The 22,096-nt window shown below is 70.5% G+C and carries 22 protein-coding genes and 1 tRNA gene; 12 read left to right on the forward strand and 11 right to left on the reverse strand.

The window, feature by feature from the left end; genetic code table 11:
- Window positions 1-96 precede the first annotated feature (96 nt).
- Window positions 97-1,245 carry a CDP-glycerol glycerophosphotransferase family protein gene (locus tag C4T78_RS19750; RefSeq protein WP_093349774.1) on the forward strand — a complete coding sequence of 383 codons (1,149 nt, stop codon included), beginning with the start codon at window positions 97-99 and terminating at the stop codon, window positions 1,243-1,245.
- Here the strand turns inward: C4T78_RS19750 and C4T78_RS19755 are convergent.
- Entirely contained in the window at window positions 1,232-3,277 is a 2,046-nt protein-coding gene (locus tag C4T78_RS19755; protein WP_093349777.1) for a tetratricopeptide repeat protein, read from the reverse strand. The genes C4T78_RS19750 and C4T78_RS19755 overlap by 14 nt on opposite strands.
- 128 nt (window positions 3,278-3,405) lie before the next feature.
- On the opposite strand from C4T78_RS19755, the gene C4T78_RS19760 reads away from it, so the two are divergent.
- Window positions 3,406-3,481 (forward strand) — tRNA-Arg (locus C4T78_RS19760).
- A gap of 173 nt (window positions 3,482-3,654) precedes the next feature.
- Here the strand turns inward: C4T78_RS19760 and C4T78_RS36105 are convergent.
- On the reverse strand, window positions 3,655-4,662 hold the full coding sequence (locus C4T78_RS36105) for a peptidylprolyl isomerase (protein ID WP_235863323.1): 1,008 nt from the start codon (window positions 4,660-4,662) through the stop codon (window positions 3,655-3,657).
- A gap of 74 nt (window positions 4,663-4,736) precedes the next feature.
- Here C4T78_RS36105 and C4T78_RS19770 point away from each other — a divergent pair, with 74 nt between their 5' ends.
- From C4T78_RS19770 to C4T78_RS19780, 3 genes are all read left to right on the forward strand, one after another.
- The gene (locus C4T78_RS19770) at window positions 4,737-5,156 is read left to right on the forward strand and encodes an SRPBCC family protein (RefSeq protein ID WP_093349782.1); all 420 of its coding nucleotides are present in this window, start codon (window positions 4,737-4,739) and stop codon (window positions 5,154-5,156) included.
- A 72-nt stretch (window positions 5,157-5,228) separates the two neighbouring features.
- The gene (locus C4T78_RS19775; RefSeq protein WP_093349785.1) at window positions 5,229-6,050 is read left to right on the forward strand and encodes an SAM-dependent methyltransferase; all 822 of its coding nucleotides are present in this window, start codon (window positions 5,229-5,231) and stop codon (window positions 6,048-6,050) included.
- A 51-nt stretch (window positions 6,051-6,101) separates the two neighbouring features.
- A complete protein-coding gene (locus tag C4T78_RS19780; RefSeq protein WP_093349787.1) occupies window positions 6,102-6,572 on the forward strand; it encodes a MarR family winged helix-turn-helix transcriptional regulator in 471 nt (156 codons plus the stop codon).
- Here the strand turns inward: C4T78_RS19780 and C4T78_RS19785 are convergent, their stop codons facing one another.
- Window positions 6,573-7,163 carry a DUF6506 family protein gene (locus C4T78_RS19785; protein WP_093349790.1) on the reverse strand — a complete coding sequence of 197 codons (591 nt, stop codon included), beginning with the start codon at window positions 7,161-7,163 and terminating at the stop codon, window positions 6,573-6,575.
- 127 nt (window positions 7,164-7,290) lie between these two features.
- On the opposite strand from C4T78_RS19785, the gene C4T78_RS19790 reads away from it, so the two are divergent.
- Window positions 7,291-7,773: a Pycsar system effector family protein gene (locus tag C4T78_RS19790; protein ID WP_093349792.1), complete on the forward strand. Its 483-nt coding sequence runs from the start codon at window positions 7,291-7,293 to the stop codon at window positions 7,771-7,773.
- A 47-nt stretch (window positions 7,774-7,820) separates the two neighbouring features.
- On the opposite strand, the gene C4T78_RS19795 is transcribed toward C4T78_RS19790, so the two are convergent.
- The 3 genes from C4T78_RS19795 to C4T78_RS19805 form a co-directional block, all read right to left on the reverse strand.
- A complete protein-coding gene (locus tag C4T78_RS19795) occupies window positions 7,821-8,915 on the reverse strand; it encodes a serine hydrolase domain-containing protein (RefSeq protein WP_093349795.1) in 1,095 nt (364 codons plus the stop codon).
- A 92-nt stretch (window positions 8,916-9,007) separates the two neighbouring features.
- Window positions 9,008-9,250, reverse strand: a complete 243-nt coding sequence (locus C4T78_RS19800; RefSeq protein ID WP_093349797.1) for a hypothetical protein — start codon at window positions 9,248-9,250, stop codon at window positions 9,008-9,010.
- A 73-nt stretch (window positions 9,251-9,323) separates the two neighbouring features.
- Window positions 9,324-10,379 carry an alpha/beta hydrolase gene (locus tag C4T78_RS19805; RefSeq protein ID WP_093349800.1) on the reverse strand — a complete coding sequence of 352 codons (1,056 nt, stop codon included), beginning with the start codon at window positions 10,377-10,379 and terminating at the stop codon, window positions 9,324-9,326.
- 132 nt (window positions 10,380-10,511) lie between these two features.
- Here C4T78_RS19805 and C4T78_RS19810 point away from each other — a divergent pair, with 132 nt between their 5' ends.
- Complete coding sequence (locus tag C4T78_RS19810) at window positions 10,512-12,800, forward strand: NACHT domain-containing protein (RefSeq protein WP_093349802.1); 2,289 nt, start codon at window positions 10,512-10,514, stop codon at window positions 12,798-12,800.
- Here the strand turns inward: C4T78_RS19810 and C4T78_RS19815 are convergent.
- Window positions 12,751-13,494 (reverse strand): AraC family transcriptional regulator, encoded by a 744-nt coding sequence (locus C4T78_RS19815; protein WP_235863326.1) that lies wholly within the window; start codon window positions 13,492-13,494, stop codon window positions 12,751-12,753. The genes C4T78_RS19810 and C4T78_RS19815 overlap by 50 nt on opposite strands.
- 61 nt (window positions 13,495-13,555) lie before the next feature.
- Here C4T78_RS19815 and C4T78_RS19820 point away from each other — a divergent pair, with 61 nt between their 5' ends.
- Together C4T78_RS19820 and C4T78_RS19825 are read left to right on the forward strand one after the other, a co-directional pair.
- A complete protein-coding gene (locus tag C4T78_RS19820) occupies window positions 13,556-14,137 on the forward strand; it encodes a TIGR03086 family metal-binding protein (RefSeq protein ID WP_093349804.1) in 582 nt (193 codons plus the stop codon).
- A gap of 91 nt (window positions 14,138-14,228) precedes the next feature.
- Window positions 14,229-15,455 (forward strand): carboxylesterase family protein, encoded by a 1,227-nt coding sequence (locus tag C4T78_RS19825; protein ID WP_093349807.1) that lies wholly within the window; start codon window positions 14,229-14,231, stop codon window positions 15,453-15,455.
- 38 nt (window positions 15,456-15,493) lie between these two features.
- On the opposite strand, the gene C4T78_RS19830 is transcribed toward C4T78_RS19825, so the two are convergent.
- Together C4T78_RS19830 and C4T78_RS19835 are read right to left on the reverse strand one after the other, a co-directional pair.
- A complete protein-coding gene (locus C4T78_RS19830; RefSeq protein WP_093349809.1) occupies window positions 15,494-16,663 on the reverse strand; it encodes an MFS transporter in 1,170 nt (389 codons plus the stop codon).
- The gene (locus C4T78_RS19835) at window positions 16,663-17,589 is read right to left on the reverse strand and encodes an NAD(P)/FAD-dependent oxidoreductase (protein WP_093350171.1); all 927 of its coding nucleotides are present in this window, start codon (window positions 17,587-17,589) and stop codon (window positions 16,663-16,665) included. Before C4T78_RS19835 ends, C4T78_RS19830 begins: the two co-directional genes overlap by 1 nt.
- 91 nt (window positions 17,590-17,680) lie before the next feature.
- On the opposite strand from C4T78_RS19835, the gene C4T78_RS19840 reads away from it, so the two are divergent.
- A complete protein-coding gene (locus tag C4T78_RS19840; RefSeq protein ID WP_093349812.1) occupies window positions 17,681-18,259 on the forward strand; it encodes a helix-turn-helix domain-containing protein in 579 nt (192 codons plus the stop codon).
- A 96-nt stretch (window positions 18,260-18,355) separates the two neighbouring features.
- On the opposite strand, the gene C4T78_RS19845 is transcribed toward C4T78_RS19840, so the two are convergent.
- Both C4T78_RS19845 and C4T78_RS19850 read right to left on the reverse strand, forming a co-directional pair.
- Complete coding sequence (locus C4T78_RS19845) at window positions 18,356-18,862, reverse strand: methylated-DNA--[protein]-cysteine S-methyltransferase (protein WP_374703887.1); 507 nt, start codon at window positions 18,860-18,862, stop codon at window positions 18,356-18,358.
- A gap of 158 nt (window positions 18,863-19,020) precedes the next feature.
- Window positions 19,021-20,190 (reverse strand): lipase family protein, encoded by a 1,170-nt coding sequence (locus C4T78_RS19850; RefSeq protein WP_093349813.1) that lies wholly within the window; start codon window positions 20,188-20,190, stop codon window positions 19,021-19,023.
- A 132-nt stretch (window positions 20,191-20,322) separates the two neighbouring features.
- Between C4T78_RS19850 and C4T78_RS19855 the strand changes: the two genes are divergently transcribed.
- The gene (locus C4T78_RS19855; RefSeq protein ID WP_093349816.1) at window positions 20,323-21,420 is read left to right on the forward strand and encodes a sensor histidine kinase; all 1,098 of its coding nucleotides are present in this window, start codon (window positions 20,323-20,325) and stop codon (window positions 21,418-21,420) included.
- Window positions 21,417-22,061: a response regulator gene (locus C4T78_RS19860; RefSeq protein ID WP_309599285.1), complete on the forward strand. Its 645-nt coding sequence runs from the start codon at window positions 21,417-21,419 to the stop codon at window positions 22,059-22,061. The genes C4T78_RS19855 and C4T78_RS19860 overlap by 4 nt, the downstream gene beginning before the upstream one ends.
- The last annotated feature ends 35 nt before the right edge of the window (window positions 22,062-22,096 follow it).

The raw sequence follows: 22,096 nt of genomic DNA on the forward strand, positions 1-22,096 counted from the left end.
ATAAGCCCGGAAGCCCGGAAGCCCGGAAGCCCGGAAGCCCGGAAGCCCGGAAGCCCGGAAGCCCGGAAGCCCGGAAGCCCGGAAGCCGGTGCGGTCGTGGCGGCGCGCGCAGGTCGGTGGGATTCCGCGCCGATCCAGCGCCGGGTGCTGGGCGTCGTCCGCACCCTGACCGCGCTGGATCGGCTGCTCGACGTGCTCCCGCTGCTGGCCGACGACATGCGCGTGGAGACCCGCTTCGCGGTGGCGGCCGGATCCGAGTTCGCGACGAACCTCGCCGAGCAGCTGCACCTGCACGGCGCACAGGTCATCGACTGGGAAACGGCCATCGGCAAGGACTTCGACCTGGCCATTTCCCCCAGCGGCAACGGCGCGCTGCACGAACTCGAAATGCCGGTCCTGACGCTGCCGCACGGCGCCGGCCACAACAAGCTGCGAGCCACCGAAACCGGTGTCGCGGCTGAGGTTTCCGGCCTCTCCCGCGCTCAGCTGACGCACGAAGGAAGAGTCGTCCCGGCGGTCGTCGGCCTGTCGCACCCGAGCCAGCTCCCCCAACTCCAGCGCCAGTGCCCGGAAGCGGTGCCGCGCGCGGAGGTGATCGGCGATCCCTGCTACGCCCGCCTGCGAGCCAGCCTGCCCATGCGCGAGCAGTACCGCAGCGCGCTGGCCGGTGACCGCGAGCTGGTCCTCGCGGCGTCGACCTGGGGCCCGGAGTCGCTCTTCGCCAAGCGCGGTGACCTGGCGAAGCTCCTGACCGCAGGCCTACCGGACCACCGGATCGCCCTGGCCCTGCACCCGAACGTCTGGCAGAAGCACGAGCGGCTCCAGCTGGAAACCTGGCTCCGCACGGCCCTGCACAACGACCTGCTGCTGCTCCCCCGCCTGCGAAAGTGGCAGGCAGCACTGGTGGCGGCGGACGTGGTGATCAGCGACCACGGGTCACTGGCCCTCTACGCGGCAGCGCTCGGAAAGCCGCTGCTGCTAGCGGCGTTCGGCGCGGCAGAGGTGGTCCCGGGCTCCCCGATGGCGCTGCTCGGCGAACGAGCCCAGCACCTCGACCCGACCGCCGACCTCCTGCCCCAGATCGAAGCGGCAACCCCGGTCCCGAACCACCACGAGCTCGCCGACGTCACCTTCGCCGACAACTCCCACCAACGCCTGCGAGAACTGATCTACCACCACCTGAACCTGCCGGAACCACCCTGGCCGGCCCGCCCAGAACCAGTGGACCTGTTCACCCCGCGCTGAGCTTCCGCCGAACCCGCTCGGCCTTCGGGTTCTTCGCCTGCTCGTAGATCTCCAATGCTTCTTCCAGACACTCCTGCGCGCCTGGGCGGCCGAGCGCGGTCAGTGAATCCGCCAGCAGTTCCAGCGGTTCCGCGACGTCGAAGGACGAGCGCTCGCGCGTTGCCGAAATCGCTTCGCGGAGCTGGGAAACGGCCTGTTCGTGCTGGCCGAGCGCTTGGTGGACGCGCGCCGCGGCAACGCTGATCCGGCTGGGCGTCCGCTTGTCGCCGGGGAAACCGGCGATCAGCTCCGCCGCCGAGCCGAAGGCCTGGAGCGCTTCGTCGTTGCGGCCGAGAGCGGAGAGCGACTTGCCGATCAGGTAGTCCTGGATGGCCATGCCGCGCTGGCGTCCGAGCTCGACGTTGAGCTGCCGCGCCCGCTGGAAGTTCTCGATGGCCGCTTCGAACTGCTGGTGGGCGTGCAGCGCCTTGCCCTGGAATTCCAGCGCCGACGCCAAGATCCGCCGGTGCCCGGCACGCTCGGCGACCGCCACGGCCTCAGCGCACTCGGCGAGCGCTTCATCGAGCTCACCGCACTCGATCAACAGCTGGCCGCGCAGGCTGCGCATGCGCGCTTCGGCGGGCAGGTCCTCGATCGCCAAGGCAGAAGTGACGGCCTCGGCCAAGGCCGACAACGTGTCGGAGTAGTGCTTGTCCTGGTTGTGCAGCGCCCACAGCGGGCCGTCGCACAGCGCGATCACGTCGACGTGCCAAGCACTTTCGGCCGCCAGCCGAACCATGCCGAGCAGGTTGACGCGCTCGCTGCGCAGCCACTCCAGCGCTTCCTCGCGCGTGAACGGGTTCTCCCCGGTGATTTCGTCGTCGACGACGCGGAGCCTGCTGGGCTCCGTCACCATCCGGTCCGCGAACGCGCCCTGCTGCCGGTACCACGCGACGAGGCGCCGGACCGCATCGTCGGCCGACGCCTCGGACGTGCCGAGGGTTTCAGCGGCGTGCTCGGTCACGAGGTCGTGGAGCAGGAACTGCTCCTGATCGTTCTCTTCCACCAGACAAATCCTGTGCAGCTCGGCGAGATGGGCTTCGGCGTCGATCTCGGTGAGGTCGGCTAACGCCGCGACCGCCCCGGCGGGCAGCGCGAGTCCAACTCGGCCCAGCAGCCCGTACACGTGGGCTTCGGCCCGCGTCAGCTGTTCGACCGCGAGGTCCAGTTCGGCGAAGGCCGCGCGGAAGTGCGTCCGCCGCCTGCTCTGCTCCGACAGCTCCCGGACGGCGCGCGCGATGGTCCACGAAGTCCGGCGGGCCAGCAGCCCGATCATCACGTTGAGCGCGATGGGCAGTCCGCCCGATCGCGCGACCAGCTCCGCGGCTGCGTCAGGCTCGGCGTCCACGCGCTCGCGGAGGCCCTTCCGCCGCAGGCAGTCGAGCGCGTGCTCCGATCCGAGCGGCTTCAGCCTGATCGGCCGGACCCCGTCCGCCGCGAGCTCAGCTCCGTCCTGCCGACTCGTGCACAGCACCACGCTCGCGCCGGACGCGGGGAGCAGCTTCAGGACGTCCGTCAGCTCGACCACGTCGTCGAAGAGGAACAGCAGCTTCCGGTCCCGGGTCCAGCTCCGCAGCATCGCGAGCTTGTCGTCGGTCGCCGGCGGGATCAACGCCGCCTCGACACCGAGCGAGCGCAGGCAGTGCTCGGCGGCATCACCCAGGCCCCGCGCCCCGCGATCGAAGTCGAACACGATCTGCCCGTCCTCGAACCCCTGTTTGACCAGGTGCGACCAGTGCACGGCGAACGCGCTCTTCCCGACACCGCTGACGCCGCTGATCACCGCCCACCCGGCCCGGCCCTCCCGCGACTCCCCGAGCAGCTCGTCCAGCTCGGCGAGCGCAGCGTCCCGATCGACGAAGTGAGCCGGCGCGGCGGGCAGCTCCCCCGGAGCCACGGGCTGCGCGCCACCCGCCTCGTGAATGTGAACGTCCCCGCGCATCGCCCCGACCTGCACGATGTTGCGCGCGGACCCGCGGTTCTCGTTGCCCATACCCACCCCGGCGACCCCGAACGGTAACGATCACCTGACGATACGCGACGAACCCGGCACCGCCCGCCGCCTGGCGCGAACCCGACCGGTGCCAACCCGCCCCGACGGGCCAGGTACCCTCCAACCAGGCCCTCGTAGCTCAGGGGATAGAGCACCGCTCTCCTAAAGCGGGTGTCGCAGGTTCGAATCCTGCCGGGGGCGCCACCTGAAAGCGCTGGTTGCAGCCGTGGGGGCTGCTCCGGTTCACGGTCGCCCCCACTTCGGATTCAGTTGCACGTCGCCAACGCCTCTGCGGCCCCGGTGATGGGGCGAAGCCCGGCCCGAGCGAACAGGCCACGCCGACGAAGATTTAGGAACAGCGGGTCGACTCCGGCCGGTCAGTCCTGGATGTCGACGCTGGTGATGATGATTTCCTTCAAAGATTCGTTGTGGACGTCGTTGCTCTCACGGCGCTTGTTGTCTATGAGCTTCAGGCCCTCTTCTGAGATCGTGCCGAACACCGTGGCGTCGCCCTTCTGGCCGTCTTCGAAGTACAAGGAGAAGTACGAGCCGTAGTAGGCGTGATGCATCACCAGGTATCCGCGCAGATCCGCCCTCACCCCGGCAAATCTCTCATCAGTCCAGCTGTAGCCCGAGCCGTCCCTGGGACCGCACGACAGCCACTGGACATCTCCGCTGTTGCAGCCGGTGTTCTGGTAGACGCCCTGTTTGGCCATGTGGGTGAAGCCGTTGACCGTGCACGGGGCCAGCGACCGATCCAGGAGCACCGGGATGGTGCCGATGTTGGTGTTGATGTCGGCCAGCACGATGCCCTTCGCGGGAACCACGCCGTTGGCCCAATCCGGCTGGTAGTAGCACGCGACCGAGTCGGGCAGCGGAACAGGCCGCGTTGGCGGGGTGACGTAGCCCGGGGGTACCTGCACTCGCCCGGTCGGCGGCGCGGCGTCGTTGGAGCCCTCGGGATCGGGAAGCAGCGACACGGTCGTGGCCGCCGCCGCGGCGGCGGCCACCCCGAGCACTGTGCCGACGACCAGTGCTTTCCGCCGCGTCCTGGGCGACCGCGCCTGCTGTTGGTCGCCGCCGCGCTGTTGAGGTGCCCCGTGGTGGTCGGTCAGGTCGCAAACCGGCGAGTCCGGTGCTCCTTCGGCAACCGGCGGCGACGGGCTCTCTGCTGAGTGCTGCTGAACGACCTCACTTCTCACAACGACCGCAGCGCTCGACGGCGTGGCGGTTTCGGCACGTGCCAGAGCCGCTTGCGCTGCGGCGACGACGGAGCTGTCGTTGTCATCGGTGAGCTTCGTCAGTGCGGTGCGGGCAGATCGTGCCGCGCTGGCGCTGTCCGAATTCAGCAGTGCGGACAGCTCACCCACGATCGCCAGGCGCACCGACGTTTTGGTGTCCGTACCGCTGCTGGATCGGGCACGATGATCGGCATTGCGAGGCACTCGGGAGGGTGGCTATGCGACACGAGAGCACTGCGTCGATCTCGGCGCCGCAGGATGAGGTTTGGGCCGTGCTGGCCGATGTGCCTGGTTGGCCCCGGTGGACGCCTACCGTCAGCTCGGTCGCGGCGTTGGACGGGGAACTGCGGGTCGGGCGCCGGTTCCGGGTCAAGCAGCCCGGGGTGGCCGCCGCCGTGTGGGAGGTGGTCGAGGTCGAACCGGGTTCGTCGTTCTGCTGGGCGACCCGCTTCGCAGGTGGCCGGATGGTCGCCTCGCACTGGATCCGAGCCGCAGGTGAGGGCAGCGAGGTCCGGTTGCGGATCGACTTCACCGGCGGTCTCGCGCGCCTGCTGACGCCCTTGGTCGCCGGGCGCATCCGCCGCTTCGTCGATGAAGAAGCCGCAGCGCTGAAGCGGATCTGCGAATCGAGCCGCTGACACGTGCGCCCACGGGTGGTCATGCAGTGACCGGCTCTTGCCGGGCGATCGGCATTAGACGATCATGCTCGGGTGGTGGAGCACGAGGCTGATCCTTTGGCCGCAGGCGATTTCGACATCGAATCGCCCAACGCCGCTCGGATGTACGACTACTACCTCGGCGGCAACGCGAACTTCGCCGTCGACCGGGAGACCGCCGAGCGGTTCCTCAAGGTCGTGCCCAGCGCTAGGCAGTGGGCCTACGCCAACCGCGCCTTCCTCGGGCGCGCAGTGCGGTTCATGGTCGCGCAGGGCGTGGACCAGTTCCTCGACCTCGGGTCGGGCATCCCGACAGTCGGCAACGTGCACGAGATCGCGCAGGAAGCCGCGCCCGCGGCTCGCGTCGCCTACGTGGATCGCGAGCCGGTCGCGGTCGCGCACGCCGAAGCGCTGCTCGACGGCACACCGCGGGTGAGCGTCACGCAGGCCGACATCCGCGACCCCGAAACCGTGCTGAGCGCTCCGGGAGTCGCCGGGCTGCTGGACTTCAGCCGCCCCGTCGGCGTGCTGGCCGTGGCGATCCTGCACTTCGTGGCCGACGAGGACGATCCGGCGGAGATCGTGCGCGGCTATCGCTCGGCCTGCGTGCCGGGCAGCTACCTGGCGCTGTCGCACCTGTCCCCGATCACCTTCACCGACGACCAGCTCCGCGGGGCTCACGCGATCTACAACCGCACCTCCACACCCGGCACGCTGCGCAGCCGCGACCGCATCGCCGAGCTGCTCACCGGCTACGAGCTCGTCGACCCCGGCCTGGTGCTGCTGCCCGAGTGGCGCCCGGACGACCCCGTCGACCGCGAAGTCGCCGCCCGCACCAACAGCTACGCCGCCGTCGGCGTCCTGCCCGCCGGGTGACCCGGGAGCCGGAACTACGATTCCGGGGTGGCCATGGATTCGGTTGATCGGATGGTCGCCGAATGGAATCGGCGGGCACCCTCGCTCGACGTCGAGCCGTTGCAGGTGATCGGCCGGCTGCTGCGGTGGGCGGAGCACGGGCAGCGTGCGATCAAGGACGCGTTGCGCCCGCTGGGGCTCAGCTACGGCGATTTCGACGTGCTGAACACGATGCGGCGGCGCGGCGATCCGGCGGGCGTCAACCCGCGCGAGCTCGCCCGGTCCTCGCTGGTCACCTCCGGTGCGATGACGGCTCGGCTGGATCGGCTCGCCGAGGCCGGTCTGGTGGTGCGCGCGACCGATCCGGCCGACCGGCGTGCTGTGCTCGTGCGGCTCACCGAACGCGGCGAGCAGCTCGCCACCGAAGCGCTGGCAGCGGTGCTGGCTGCCGACGAGGAGCTGCTCGCGCCGCTCGACCACGCGCAGCGCGAGCAGCTCGCCGCGTTGCTGAAGACCGCGCTCTCGCCGCACGAGACCGACTGATCACCTGGCCTCGAACGCCGCCCGGTAGGCGGCCGCGCCGGGGAGCGCTTCGAAGGGCCACGAGACCAGGCCGACGACGGCCCTGCCCGCCAGCTCCTGCTCGACCCGCGCCGCGGTGGTCAGCGGCGTCCCGCCGCAGATCTCCACGACGTCCGCACCGGCGGCAACCGCCTCGACCGCCGCTGCGACGGCGCCCTCCGCATCGGCGACCGGCACCACCGACGTGCGCTTTCCGTCGACCTCCACATCGACGCGCCGCGCTCCGGGATCGTCGAGATCAGCCCCGTAGATGGTCGCGGAGTTGCGCACCTCGCCGGCCCCGGCGGCGAAGGCGAAGCCGGACACCCCGACCGGCGCCCGCCCGTCGACGGCGTCGACGACCAGCCGCGCTTCGCGCAGGCTGAAGCCGCGGTAGAGCTCGACCAGTTCGAGCCCCGCTGCGGCCTGCGCCGCGACCACCTCGGCAGCGGCTTCGGCGTCGGGCACCCACACGAACGCGTTGACCCCGCCGGTGACCTGCTGTTCGATCCGCTGACCAGCGCGTTCGGCACCGGGAGCGAGGAAGACGAACATCGTGTCGATCGGTTCCACCGGACACCTCCGATTTAGCTTGGCATTGAACTACTCAACACCAAGCCAAGCTGTGGCTATTCCCCGCAGCGCAGCATCGGTTGCCGAAAGCGCTCCGAAAAGCGGTTCGGTGGGCCATGATTCCGGCATGGGCGAACGCGAGGCCGATTCGGAAGTGGTGGAGCGGTTGCTCCAGGACGAGCTCAGCCGGGGCGATGCCGCGCTGGCTCGCACCGAGACCAAGACCAGCACGCTGCTCGCCGTGTTCAGCCCCATCCTCGCCGTCGGGCTCGCCGTGCTGCCCCGGGCCGCCGCGCCGCTCACGGCCGCTCTGCTGTTCTGGGCCGCGTTGGCGCTGCTCGCGGGCGCTCTGCTGCTCCTGCTGTGGAGCGTGCGGCCGCGGTTGCGGCGGAGCGGTTTCGCCACGTACGAATCGATGACCGATGCCGAACTGCTGCGGCACTTCACGCGCCTCGCGGATGATCCGCAGCGCTGGCACCGCGAGCGGCTGCTCGTCGTCGCTCAAGTCGGGGCGAAGAAGTTCCGGCTGCTGCGCACCGCCAGCCTGCTCATCATCAGTGCGCTGCTGCTCGCGATCGCCGCGGCCATCGCCTCCGCGACCTTGGCCTGAAGCGGCGGAGAGCCGGTGCGCTGTTGTCGCGCACCGGCTTTCGGGCGTCAGCCGCAGATCGCCGCGTCGACCAGTTCCCGGTACTTCGGGGACATGACGTTGGCGTTGGTCACCGTGGCCGCGTTCCTGCCGTCGGCGGTCACTTCGGTGTTCGACATGAAGCCGGGCACCATTCCGTTGTGGCCCCAGGTCACCGCTCCGCAGGACAGGGTGTAGCTGATGAGGCCGAGGCCGACCTCCGCGCCGTGGGCCGGGACCGTCCGCCGCATCTCCGCCAGGCTCTCCGGCGAGGTGAGCTCACCGGCGACCACCGCCTGGTAGAAGCGCGTGATGTCCTGCTGGGTGGAGATCATGCCGCCCGCCGGGCCGAAGAACGACGGCTCGAACGCGGTCGCGTCGATCCACAGGAAGAACGGCGGGATGCGGCCACCGATGTAGCCGTTGATCAGCGGCGCCGGGATGGAGCGGTCACCCGCGGCCGGGTAACTGGTGTCCGTCAGGCCGAGCGGCTGGATGATCCGGTTGGTGATCTCCTGGCCGACCGGTGCGCCGGTGACCTCCTCGATCAGCATCCCGAGGATCTCGTAGTTGGTGTTGGAGTAGTGGAACTCCGCGCCCGGCTCGCTCACCGACGGGTGGCTGAGCCCGTCGCGCACCAGCTCGATCAGCTCGTAGGTGCCGTCCGGGTTGGCCTTCGGGGTCGGGTTGTTGTTGGTCGGGATTCCGCTGGTGTGCTGCAGGAGCTGGCGGACGGTGATCGCGTTCCCGTCGTGGCCGTTGCCGGCGACCAGACCGGGCAGGTAGCGCTCGATCGGCTCGTCGAGGACCACCTCGCCCTCGTCGACCAGCTGCATCGTCACGACAGCGGTGAACGTCTTGGTCTGGCTGCCGATCCGGTAGTGGTCGGCGGACGTGATCGACCGGACGGTGCCGTACTTGGCAGTGCCGGCCGAAAGCTCCCACGGTCCGGCCCCGCTGTCGGCGTAGACGGCCGCCCCCGGCCCGACCTCCGCCTGGTAGGCCTTCAGCACGTCCTGGACGTCCGCGGGTTCGGCCGCCTGGGCCGAGACCGGAAGCGCCAACGCGGTCGCGACCGCGGCACCTAACGCCGCGAGCCGCCACTTGCGCGGATATCTCGTCATCTTCGTCTCCTCGCTGAGGTTTCGCTGTTCGTCCCGTGAGTGCTTTGGGGCGCCATGGCACCCCGAACCGCTCACGGGGCCTGGCCAGCGGACTACGCGCCCGCCTGGTGCTGGCAGGTGGCCAGGATGAGCAGCAGCAGGAACAGGATCGCCAGCGCCGCAACGCATCCCGCTCCTTCGCGCTCGTTCTCCCGGTATTCGGTGCGGCCGCCGGGTTCGACGTCCGGGTGCTGCTCGGCGTAGTGCCGCGCCAGTCGGCCGGCGCTTCCCGGCTCGGTCAGCCACGGCGTCCGGTAGGCGCACTCGCCGCACCAGCACCGGCAGTTGGCGGCCATGTCGTCCCTCCAGAGCTCCTGGTCCGTCCCCGGTCGGTCGGGCGTCCCCCTGCCCGACCGACCGGACCCCCGGTCATGGACGTTCCAGGCGCTTCATGATCAGGTCGACGTAGTGGTTCATGTCCGCCTGCAGGCACGGCAGCGACGCGTGCTTGCCGGTGCAGCCCTCCGCCCACTCGCTGCCGTCGCCGTAGTCGACGAAGGTGTGCGGGATTCCGGCGGCGGTCAGGTTCGCCGAGGTCACCAGGTTGGTGTCCCTGGCGATCTTCTCGACGACCGCCTGCGCCGGGTTGACGGTCAGGTCGCCGCCGTTGCCGGTGTACAGGGCCACGCCCATGCCGCGCAGGGATTCGACGTGCTGGGCCGGGCTCTGCGCGTTCCACACGCCGTCCAGCGGCCAGACCGGTGAGCCGAAGATCGCGTCGGGCGCCACCGTCGGCGTGCCGGACGCCTCCATCACCGAGGTGCCGATCACGGCCGCGCGCACTCCCTGGTTGAGCAGGTCCAGGCCACCGGAGAAGGCGCCCACGTAGCTGAACAGCTCCGGCCGGTGCTCGGCGTAGTGGAACGCGCCGAAGCCGCCCATCGAGTGCCCGACGATCGCCCGGCCCTCCCTGGTCGGGATGGTGCTCAGGTTCGCGTCGATCAGCGGGATCAGCTGGTCGAGGTGGAAGGTCTCCCAGTTCTGCGGGCCGACCGGGCCGGGGTTCACCCAGTTCGAGTACCAGCTGCGGACGCCGTTGGGGTGCACCGTGATCAGCGGCTGGTCCTCGGTCGCCTGCTCGGCCATCCGCTGGTTGGCCTCGGTGTTGGGCAGGTCGGGGTTGCCGTGCAGCGAGTACAGCACCGGGTAGCGCTCGGCGCTGTCGTAGTCGGCGGGCAGCGTCACCATGATGTCGTGCTGACCCGCGGTCTGGCCCGGCAGCAGCGTCGGGTTCGGCACCTCGTCGGAGGCGACCGCGAAGACGAACGTGCGGTGGTCGTCGTCGACCCACTCCGGCTGGCTCACCACCGTCAGCCCGAAACCGTCGGCGAGCCGCGGTGGTTCGGGCGCCGCGGAGGCGCTGGGAGCGACCACCGCGGAGGCGGCCATCAGACCTATCGCCAGTGCGGCCCGGCCTCTTCTCATCACATCGGACCTTTCCCCAGGGGTGAACCGCTCGGCTGTCCCGACCGGCACCGCTGATCTTGCCGTTCGCGCTGATCAGCGGGCCAGGACACCGAACCGGCCATGCATGTCCGGTCGGCCGGATAAGGTCCGATGGCCGAGATCATCCCGACGGGAGCCCACGTGACGAGCGAGTTCGGCCCGCTGCTGCGCCAGTTGCGCAAGCAGGCGGGCATGACGCAGGAACGGCTCGCGGAGCGGTCCGAGCTCGCGGTGCGCACCATCCGCCGGCTGGAGACCGGCGCCGGGAACGATCCCCGGGTCGGCACGGTGAAGCTGCTGGCGCGGGCCCTGGACCTCTCACCGGACGACCGGCAGCGCCTGATGGCCGCCGCCAGCAGCACGCCGCTGCCCGCCGGAGAACCGGCCGCCGAGGCACCGGCCGAGCGACCTGCCGAAGCGCCGCCGGAACGGCGGACCGCCGCCCAGCGGGCCCTGGACGAAGCCGCCGAGCAGCTCGCTCAGGTGGTCGCCGCCCGCTGGCAGCGCGAGGAGGAGCACCGCCGGGTCCACGACCCGTTCCAGCTGCCGGTGCGGTTCCGGGTCGGCGAATCCACCGGCGGGCTCGGCGAGATCGTCGACGTCTACCGCCGGACGCCGTCCGGGCGGCTGGTGGTGCTGGGCCGCCCGGGATCCGGCAAGACGATCCTGGCGCTGCGGTTCGTGCTGGATCACCTGCGGACCCGCCGCGACGCCGATCCGGTGCCGGTGATCTTCAGCGTCGGATCGTGGGACCCGACGGCCACCGCGCTGCGGGACTGGCTGATCGACCAGCTGCTGCGCGACTACCCGGGCCTGGTCGCGACCGCTCCCGACGGTTCGACGCTGGCCGCCGCGCTGGTCGAGGCCGGCCGGGTCCTGCCGGTGCTCGACGGCTTCGACGAGATCTCCAACGCCCTGCACCGCGCCGCGCTGGAAGCGCTCAACGCCACCACGCTCCCGCTGCTGCTGACCAGCCGACCCGGCGAGTACGGCAGAGCGGTGGAAGCGACGGCGTTGGCGCGCGCCGCCGAGATCGAGCTCGCCGACCTCACCCGCGCCGATCTGGCCGACTACCTCGGGGCCACGTGGGATCCCGTCCTCGACGAACTGCGCGATCGCCCGGAGAGCGGCGCTGCCGCCAACATCACCGCAGCGCTGACCACGCCGTTGATGGTCGTGCTCGCCCGCACCGTCTACCGCGACGCGAATCCGTCCGAACTGCTGGACACCGCGAGGTTTCCGACGCCGGGGGCCATCGAGGCGCACCTGCTGGGCAGCTTCGTGCCGACGCTCTACCGCCCCGGCCCGCCGCAGCAGTCCACCAGCGGTCGGCCGCGCCGCAGCTGGGACCCGGCGCTCGTCCAGCGCTGGCTGGGCCACCTCGCCCACCACCTGGACCGGCGCGGCACGACCGATATCGCCTGGTGGCAGCTGGGCGGCACGGTGCGCCGCTCGACGCGGATCCTCGCCGTCGTGGTGGCGAGCGCGGTCATCACCAGCCTGCTCGACCTCACCCTCAGCCTGCCCGCATACCTCCAGCACCTCGGCTTCGCCGGCGGAATCGGCGCAGCCGTGCTGGAAGCGTCGCTGATCGGACTGGCGATCGGGCTGGCGATCGGCCTCGTGCACGGGATGGCGATCGTCTACGGCGGTGTGCAGTTCCGGCCGACCCGCATGCAGGTCCGGTTGCGCGGCCGGAGCGCCGGGCGCAAGACCAGCCGTTCCTACATCCGCAGGTTCGGGGCGGGCATGGTCGGCGGGTTCGTCGTGGGCATCGGCGTCTCATCGACGAACACGCTGGTGAGAGGACTGCTGCACGGATTCCCGCCCGCTGAGGCGGCGATCGGCGTGACGCTGGTCGACGCGTTCCTGTTCGGCCTCATCTTCGGGCTCTCCGCAGCGCTGGTGCTGATGCTCGCCGCGGTGCTGGAGAAACCCCTGGACATCGACTCGGCCGCTGATCCGGTCGCGATGCTGGCCGAGAACCGGCGCACCGTGCGGCGCCAGACCCTGCTGCTGCTACCGGTGCTCGTGCTCTCCATCGCCTTCGGCGGCCAACTCGTGATCAGCCTCTTCCAGGGGACGCTGGGTCGGCTCGTGTGGTTGCCGCACGGTGCCTTCGTCGGGCTCCTCGGCGGGATCAGCGTGACGCTCGCGTACGCGCTGGCCTTCACCGCGTGGGGCCAGTGGATCCTGCTCGCCCGCCTGTGGTTGCCGCTCACCGGACGGCTGCCCTGGGTGACGGTGGAGTTCCTGGCCGACGCCTACGAGCGCGGGGTGCTGCGCCAGTCCGGAGCCGTCTACCAGTTCCGGCACGCCCGCCTCCAGGAGCACCTGAGCCGCGCCTACCTCAGCAGCGCTCGGCGTAGTGAGTCAGGGATTCGCCGAAGAGCGCTTTGAAATCGCGCGCCAAGTGGGCCTGGTCGGCGTAGCCGAGTTCGGCCGCCAGCGCCGCCCAGTCCAGCTCCGCGCCCGCCGCCATCCGCTCGGTCACCTCGTGCAGGCGGTAGCGGCGGATCACCCACTTCGGGCCGATGCCCACGTGCTCGGCGAACAGCCGCTGCAGCTGCCGGACGTTCGCGCCGAGCTCCGCCGCCAGCGCACCGACCCTGGTGATCTGCGGATTCGCGGCGATCATCGCGACGATCCGGGCGGCCTCCTCCGCCTTCGCATCGGGCTCGGGCGCGTGTTCGCGCAGGAACCGCTCGACGGCCTGGACGTCCGGTGACTCCGGCAATCCGCTGCCGAACACCTCGCGCGCGTCGATGGACCGGTCGGTGATCGAGGAGACCGGGGCGCGCAGGAACGGGCGGAAGCAGCCGGGCCGGAACGCCACGCCGAACACGCCGCCGCGCCCCGCCAGCACCTTGAACTGGTGCTTGCTGGAGACGCCGCTGATCGTCGCACCGCCGTCGTGGAACGCCAGGTGCACGTTCGGGTAAGGCACGATCAGCTGCCGGTACGGCTCCGCGTAGTCCCACGACACGATCCAGTACCTGGCCACGTACCCGACGAGGTCCGGGGAAGGCTGCGGGAAGGAGTGGCGCTGGAACCGCCGCCAAGCGCCGCCGACCTCCCGAACGTCCCTGGACACGTCCGGAGTCTATGTCGCGTTTGTTCAATACATCGGCCGCGCGCGGTGGTTGGCTGCTGTCATGTCCGAAGCACAACACCTGAACCGCGCGGCGTCGGCCATGGTCGAGATCGTCGAAGGCGTCGAACCCGGTCACCTGACCGCGCCGACCCCGTGCACCGAGTACGCGGTGCGCGACCTGCTGAACCACCTGCTGTTCTGGGGCCCGTCCCTGGAAGGCGCGGCCCGCAAGGAAACGGTCCCGCCACCGGCTCCGGCCGAGTCCGATGTGGACCTCGTCGTGGGCGACTGGAAGGCGGCGGTCGTCGAGCAGCTCGACCGCATGGCGCAGGTCTGGAGCGCTCCCGGCGCGTGGTCGGGCAGCACGCACATGGGCGGCCCCGACGAGATGCCGGGGGCCCTGGTCGGGAGCATGGTCACGATCGAACTCGTGGTGCACTCGTGGGATCTCGGGAAGGCGACCGGCCAGTCCCCGCGCCTCGACGAAGCACTCCTCGACTTCGCCTTCGGCGAGGTGGGGAAGATGGCGGAGCAAGGCCGCGCCCTGGGCGCCTTCGGTGCCGAAGTGCCGGTGCCGGACACCGCGCCACTGCTGGACCGGCTCGTCGCCCTGACCGGCCGGAACCCCGACTGGACGCCGTAGCCCGTTTCTGCACGTGGTGGCCCGTGAGTGTTTTGGGGGGCTATAGCACCCCAAAACACTCACGGCAGTTGACCAGCGGAAACGGACGGTCTTGCACTTCAGTAGCCGCCACCTCCGCCCTCCGGCCAACACCCGCCGACCGAAGTCCGATGCGCCGATCCCCCTCCCGTCCGTAGGTTCCGCGCCGGATCTCGGACGAGAGGGGAATCCAGGGCATCCCGTACGCGGCACCGGCCGGTGGCCGCGACAAGCCGGTCGCCACTTCGCCCACCCCGGCCTGCCCGGCTCCGGCACGTTCGGGCTGCGCGATCAGCAGGCCGCGCTGGCCTGGGTGAAGCGCAACGCCGCCGCGTTCGGCGGCGATCCCGGCAACATCACCCTCGCCGGGCAGTCCTCGGGGGCGATGAGCGCCTGTGCTCAGCTGACCTCGCCGCTGGCCGCCGGGCTGTTCGACAAGGCCGTGCTGCAGAGCGGCGGCTGCGACGTCAGCTGGCCCGACGACCTCGACTTCCGCGGACAACCGGCTGGAGAGGTGTTCGTGCCGCTGCCGGAAGTCGAGGCGACCGGCCGCCGGACCGCCGCCGAGCTCGGCTGCACCGGCGCTGCCGACGCGGTGCTGGAGTGCCTGCGCGCGCTGCCCGCCGAGCAGCTGGAGCCGATCACGGGCCGCTTCGCCAACCCCGCCCACGGAACTCCGGCCCTGCCCGTGGCACCCTCAAAAGCACTGGCCGCAGGCGCTTTCCACCGCGTTCCGGTCCTCTCCGGTTCCACCCGCGACGAGGGAACCACGGCCGCGGCGAGCTACGACAGCGGGAAACCGATCGGCGAGCAGACCTACGACGAGGTCCTCACCACGGCCTTCGGCCCGGACCGCCCGCACGTCGAGGCCGTCTACCCGCAGTCGGCCCACGGTTCGGCGGCCGAGGCCTGGGCCGCGATCACCACCGACCGGAAGTGGGCCTGCCCGCAGTACGGCACCTCGCGCGAGCTCGCCCGCCACACCTCGGTCCACCAGTACGAATTCGCCGATCCGGCACCGCCGCCGATGTCCCCGGAGCCACCGGCGATGCCGATGGGCGCCTACCACACCTCGGAACTCTGGTCCCTGTTCGACCTCTACGGCATCCCCGCGCCGCTCAGCCCGGCGCAGCAACGCCTTTCGGAGCGGATGATCGACTACTGGACGGACTTCGCCCGCACCGGCGATCCCGGCTGGCCGAGGCTGCGCGCGGGCTACGCCCAGCAGCTCGCGCCCGACCGGATCGGGCCGGTCGATTTCGCCGCCGAGCACCACTGCGACTTCTGGTCGACCCGCTGACAGCGCACGGCGGCTGGGACGACCCCGGCCGCCGTGCGTCACTTCCGGTCGAGCAGGACGAGCGGGATGGCCGCGGCTGCGAGCACGGCTCCGATCAAGCACACGGAGGTGAGCGGAACACCTCGGGTGAGCGTCGCCCCGGCGAGCACGGGCGTGATGCTGATCCCGAGCTGGAACGCCGACACGGTGGTGGCCCCGGCGAGGGTCGGCGCGTCGGAAGCGATCGCGAAAACACGCCCGTAGAGAGCGGGATTCAGCACGAACGCGGCGATTCCCAGCAGGAACACCAGCGGCACCACCGCCCAGGCCTGCGGCATCGCGAAGGCGAGCACGACCGACAGCACCACGATCGCCGATGCCCCGGTGAGCAGCGCGAAGTGCGGTCGCCGGTCGGAGATCCGCCCGCCTGCGGACAGTCCCGCGAAGGCACCGACGCCGAACAGCGCCAGCACGGCCGGGATCCACACCTCGGGAACGGCTGTGATGTCGGCGAGCATCGCCGCCAGGTAGTTGAACGTGATCATGTAGGCCGCGGTGGTCAGGATCGTGATCGCGTAGATCCGCCACAGCGCGGGCTTGCGCATCGTGGCGAGCTCCCGCGACACGCTCGGCGCCGGGCCTCCCCGGTCGACCGCGGGCAGGCCGAGCACGCAGCCGATCACCCCGGCGGCGGTGAGCACCACGACGGCCCAGAAACCGCCGCGCCACTCGGTGAAGTGGCTGAGCAGGGTGCCCGCCGGACCACCGGCGACCATCGCCACGCTGAGCCCGCTGACCACGACCCCGGAAGCACGGGCGTTGCGATCCGGCGTGACCAGGCCGATCGCGGTCACCGAAGCCACCGCGAAGAAGCCCGCGTAGGCGATGCCCGCGATCGCCCTGCTGACCAGCAGGACTTCGTAGTTCCCGAGCAGGCCGATCGCGATGCCGGCGGCGAAGACGGCCTGGGTGACCACCAGCGCGGTGCGGCGTGGCCAGCGCAGGCTGAGCACCGCGAACGGCGGCCCACCGACCACGACGCCCAGCGCGAACGCGGTGATCAGGAGCCCGGCCGAGGACAGCGAGACGCCCAGATCCGCCGCGACCGCCGGCAGCACACCGGCCAGCAGGAACTCCGCGCTCCCCATCGCGAACAGGCTGAAGCCCAGCAGGTAAACGCCGACGGGCAACCGGCCGGACGTCGTGGTCCGCGCTGCGGTGCTGACCATCAGTTCGCACCTCCCAGCTCCTGCTCCAGCAACCAGGCCGACATGCCGATGGCAGCGGTCGTTCCCGCGCCTGCGGCGGCGATGACCTGCGCACGGGGGTTGACCACGTTCCCGGCCGCCCAGACCCCGGGTACATCCGTCGCGCCCCGCGAATCGACCGCGACGAACCCGCTCACCGGGTCCTTCGCCGCACCGAGCGCGGTCAGCACCGAGTCGTGCGGAACGGGGCGCGGCGCCACGAAGATCACCTCGCACCCGACCGCCTCGCCGTTGTCGAGCTCGATCGCCACCGGCGTGTCAGCGCCTTCCACAACGCGCTCCACGCCCGCGTCGACCAGGCGCACGCCGTGGTCCGCGAGCCGCTGCCGCTCGTCGTCGCTGAGCTCGACGCCGTTGACGCAGAACGTCACCGACTTGCTGTAGCGGCGCAGCAGCGCGGCGAGGTGCTTCGACACCGCACCCATATCGCTGCCGATCAGGGCGATGTCCTGGTCCTTCACCTCGTAGCCGTGGCAGTGCGGGCAGTGGTGCACCTCGGACGCCCACCGCTCGGCCAGGCCCGGGATGTCCGGCAGCTCGTCGGTCAGCCCGGTCGCGACCAGCACCGCCCGGGTGCGCAGGGTGCGACCGTCGCCGAGCTCCAGCTCGAACGTGCCGTCCGAAGCCCGCCGCGCACCGGCCACCGATGCCCGCACGAGCTCCCCGCCGTACTCGGCCAGCTCACTCCGGCCGACCGCGAGGAACTCCCGCGGCGCCATCCCGTCCCTGCTCAGGTACCCGTGCATGTGCTCGGCGGGGCCGTTCCGGGGCGCACCGCCGTCCACCACCAAGGTCGCGTACTGCGCCCTGGCGAGCACCACTCCGGCCGACAACCCGGCCGCGCCGCCTCCGACGATGACCGCGTCCCACTTCACTGCTGCGTCCACTCGGACCACCTCCGCGAACAGCATCGGGAGGACGACCCGGTATCGGCAAAGAACGTTGCCGTTTCCGGGACGGATTGGTTGGCTAGGGCCTGTGAACGAGCAACCGACCGTCGATGCCGCGATCGAGCAGATCGCTCCCCGCCTGCGCAAAGCCCGCGAGAAGAAGGGCGTCAGCCTGGCCGAGCTCTCCCGCGGCACCGGCATCTCGACCAGCACCCTGTCCCGGTTGGAATCCGGCCAGCGCAAGCCGAGCCTCGAACTCCTGCTGCCGATCACCGCAGCGCTCGGCGTTCCCTTCGACGAGATCGTCTCCGCGCCCCGGATCGTCGACCCGCGCGTCCCGCAGCAGCCGACCGAATCCGGCGGCCGGGTCCTGATCCCGCTGTCCCGCCACCAGTCGGAACCGCGCGCGTACAAGATGACCATCCCGGCGCACGACGAAGAACCCCACCTCCGGACGCACGCGGGCTACGAATGGCTCTACGTCCTGCGCGGCCGACTGCGCGTGCGCCTCGGCGACCACGACTTCGTGATGGGAGCGGGCGAGGCCGCGGAGTTCGACTGCCAGATCCCGCACTGGTTCGGCGCGGCCGGACGCGGCAGCGTCGAAGTCCTCAGCCTCTTCGGCAAGCAGGGTGAGCGCATCCACCTCCGCACCACGCGGCGCTGATGGCTGCGTCGCCCTGGAAGTTCCGTCGTCCATGCCCGTGAGCGTTTTGGGGTGCTATAACCCCCCAAAACACTCACGGAACTCTACCTGCGAAAACTAGAACTCCAGCGCTGTCTGCACGCCCGACGCGTTGCGCCGCTCGAAGTCCAGCAGGCTCCGCTTGCGCTCGACGCCGCCGCCGTAACCGGTGAGGTCGCCGTTGGAGCCGACGACGCGGTGGCACGGCACGATGATGCTGATCGGGTTCTTGCCGTTGGCGAGCCCGACGGCGCGCGAAGCGGTGGGCCGTCCGATCAGCTCGGCCAGCTCGCCGTAGGAAACCGTTTCGCCGTAAGGGATCTCGCACAACGCCGCCCACACGACGCGCTGGAACGGGGTGCCGACGAGCTCCAGCGGCAGGTCGAAATCGGTGAGCCGCCCGGCGAAGTACTCGCCCAGCTGCTCGACCACCGGCCCGAACGCCGCGTCGTCGCGCTCCCCGAAGGACTCCTCCGGCGGCCGGTGCCGCTGACGCTCCATGTAGACGCCGGTCAGCGCTCCCCCGACCCCGACCAGGGTCAGCGGGCCGACTGGGCTGTCGATGACGGTCTTCACCGGGTGCACTGGAACATCCTCTCGCCACCGGGAACCGGGCGTTCTTCGGTCCCCTGTCACGCCAGCATCACCCCGTGCCCGGGGGCGGCGCTGGCGGGAATCGGACATCACCAGAAGCACCGGCCTCCCCTGATCACCCCCAGGTCGATCAGGGGAGGCCCCGCGCCTCAGCCGCGAGTCGCGAACCAGTCGGCCACCTGCGGAATCGCGGCGAACGCGGTGCCGTTGTGGTCCAGCGGACCGGCGTTGACGAGCTCGGCGCCCATGGACTCCCGGCAGCGCTCCGAGTTCGCGAACGGCACGTCGACGTCCTCGGTGCCGTGGTAGAGCCGGACCGGAACCTCCGGCGCCCATCGCGCGCACAGCCCGTCGTTCGCCCGGAACGCTTCGGCGAACTTCCCGGTGGGGTGCAGCAACTTCTGGAACATCTCGGGCCGCAGCAGCTCCTGCGGCGTCGCCGGCAGCCCCTGCAGGATCTCCGGATACGAGTGCGTCCCGTCGAACAGCGCCTCCACGGTCTGGTCGTAGGGCGCCTGGAACGCCTCGCTCGGCGAGTCGTACAGGTGGTAGGCCCGGTTCCACGAGGTCACGACGTACCCGAGGTACAGCACGGCCGAGCGCGGATCGACCCGCCCGTCCAGCACACCGGGCAGTTCGGTCCCGGCGATGTCGTGCGGCCCGGCGACCGCGCCGACCGCCCGCAGCTCCGACTCCGGATCCTCCTGCAGGGCCTTCCCGAGCAGCACCGATGCATGCGCGCCCTGCGAGAACCCGGCGACGTTGACGTCCCCGTCCAGCTCCTTGCCCGCCTGCTCGGCAACCTCCCGCGTCGCCCGCAAGCTGTCCAAGGAGGACCGGACTGTCGGTTCGGCGAGCATGTACTCGGGCTGCCCGAGGCTCAGCCCCAACCCGGCGTAGTCGGGCGCGGTGGCGGCCTGCCCGGTGCCGGCGAAGAGCAGTACCGCGGCGCGGTCCGGGCTGTCGGCGAGCGAAGCGGCCGTGCTGCGCGACGGGTTGGTGCCGTGCAGGTACACGGTGAGCGGCAGTTCCTCGTCGGAGCGCGGGAAGGCGGCGACGCCGCTGGCCACCGTCGGCTCACCGGCGAAGTCGGTGGTCCGGTAGAGGTACCGGTAGGCGTCGACGCCGTACCGGATGTCGGCTGGCGCGAACCCCTGCTGCGCCAGGTGCGCGGTGAGCCCGGCGGCATCCATCGAGACCAGCGGCTCGAAGGCCACCAGTTCACCGCCGACGGGCGCGGCGACGGATTCCTGCGTGCAGGACGAGAGAGCCGCGGTCAGCACGACCGCGGTGGTGGCGACGAGCGCTCGTTTCCTCATGGCGCTGAATGCTGGCCGCCGAGCCGCTGCCCCGACGTCGGGCGAACGATCATTCCCGGATCGACCGCGGTCTAGGACGGCATCGACTTTGGTCTGATTCCGGCTGCCGCGGCTCGCCCTACGCTGGCCCAGGTGCAAATACGCATCGCCCCCGCGATCGCCGTCGTGCTGCTGGTCGGCCTGCAGGTCTTCGGCAAGACCCAAGCGGACATCGGCCCAGCAGAGCTGGCCGTGGACATCGCCGTGGGCGCGCTCGCCTGCGTACTCGCACTCGGCGTCTGGCGGTGGCCGGTCCCGACCGCACTCGGCTTGGCGGGGCTCGCGTCGCTGGCGATCACCGCGACCCCGGCGGCGACGATGGCGACGGCAGTCGTGGCGTGCAAGCACCGCATCGGCACCGCATCGTGGGTCGCGCTGGCGGGCGTCGCCGGCCACGCGGTCCTCGGCCTGTGGCGACCGATGCCCGGCCTGCCCTACAGCTGGTGGCTGGTCCTCGACGTGATCACGCACGCGGCGCTGGTCGGCTGGGGCTCGCTGATCAAGGCGAGGCTGGAGCTGATCAACTCGCTCAAGGAGCGCGCTCGTCGAGCCGAAGCCGAACAGGGCAGGCGCATCGCAGAAGCCCGAGCGGCGGAGCGCACGGCCCTGGCGAGGGAGATGCACGACGTCCTCGCCCACCGCCTGTCCCTGGTGGCGACCTACTCGGGAGCGCTCGAATACCGCCAGGACGCGAACCCGGCCCAGCTCGCGAAGGCGGCCGGGGTGATCCGCGACGGAGTCCACCAGGCCCTGGACGAACTCCGCGAAGTGATCAGCGTGCTCCGCGAAGACACCGCACTGCGCCCCCACCTCGGCATCGACGACCTGCCCGCCCTGATCGCGGAAACCCGCGAAACCGGCACCGATGTCGTCTTCTCCAACAGCACGACCGCAACCCCACCCCCACCGACCGGTCGCACGACGTACCGGATCATCCAGGAAGGCCTGACCAACGCCCGCAAGCACGCCCCCGGCCAACCGGTGCGCATCACCCTGACCGGCTCCCCGGGGGATTCGCTGCGAATCTCCCTCAGCAACCCGGCACCGGGCGTCGACTCAGCGATCCCGGGCACCGGAACCGGCCTGGTCGGTCTGACCGAACGCGTACGCCTGACCGGAGGACACCTGGACCACGAATTGACCGCAACAGGTGAATTCGTCCTCCAAGCCTCGCTACCGTGGCCCACGTGATCCGAGTCCTGATCGTCGACGACGACCCCCTGGTCCGAGCGGGCCTGACCCTGATGATCGACGGCGCGGGCGGCATCACGGTGGTCGGCGAAGCCCCGGACGGCGAAACGGCGATAACGGCGACGAACGCCCACAACCCGGACGTGGTCCTGATGGACGTCCGAATGCCGGGCATCGGAGGCCTCCAAGCCACCAAAACCCTCCGAGCCCGCCAGAAACCACCGGAGATCGTGGTCCTGACGACCTTCGACGCGGACGAGATCATCGTGGACGCCCTCCAAGCAGGAGCCAGCGGCTTCCTCCTGAAGGACACCCCACCCCCGGAAATCGTGGAAGCGATCCGAAAGGTAGCGGCAGGAGACCCGATCCTCTCCCCCACGGTGACCCGAAAGCTGATGACCAAGGTAACGGCCGGAGCAACCCGCTACGAAAAAGCCCGAACAGCCTTCACCCAACTCAGCGACCGAGAACACGAAGTAGCGATAGCGGTAGCGAACGGCAAAACGAACGCGGAAATAGCGGCGGACCTCCTGATGAGCGTAGCCACGGTCAAGGCCCACGTCTCCCACACCCTGACCAAACTAGGCCTCACCAACCGAACCCAGATAGCCCTCCTCGCCCACGAAGCCGACCTGGTCTAGCTGGGATCCCGCAGCTGGCGAAGCCGGTTCAGCAC

The organism is Saccharopolyspora kobensis, from assembly GCF_900108315.1.
Classification (GTDB): Bacteria; Actinomycetota; Actinomycetes; order Mycobacteriales; family Pseudonocardiaceae; genus Saccharopolyspora; species Saccharopolyspora kobensis.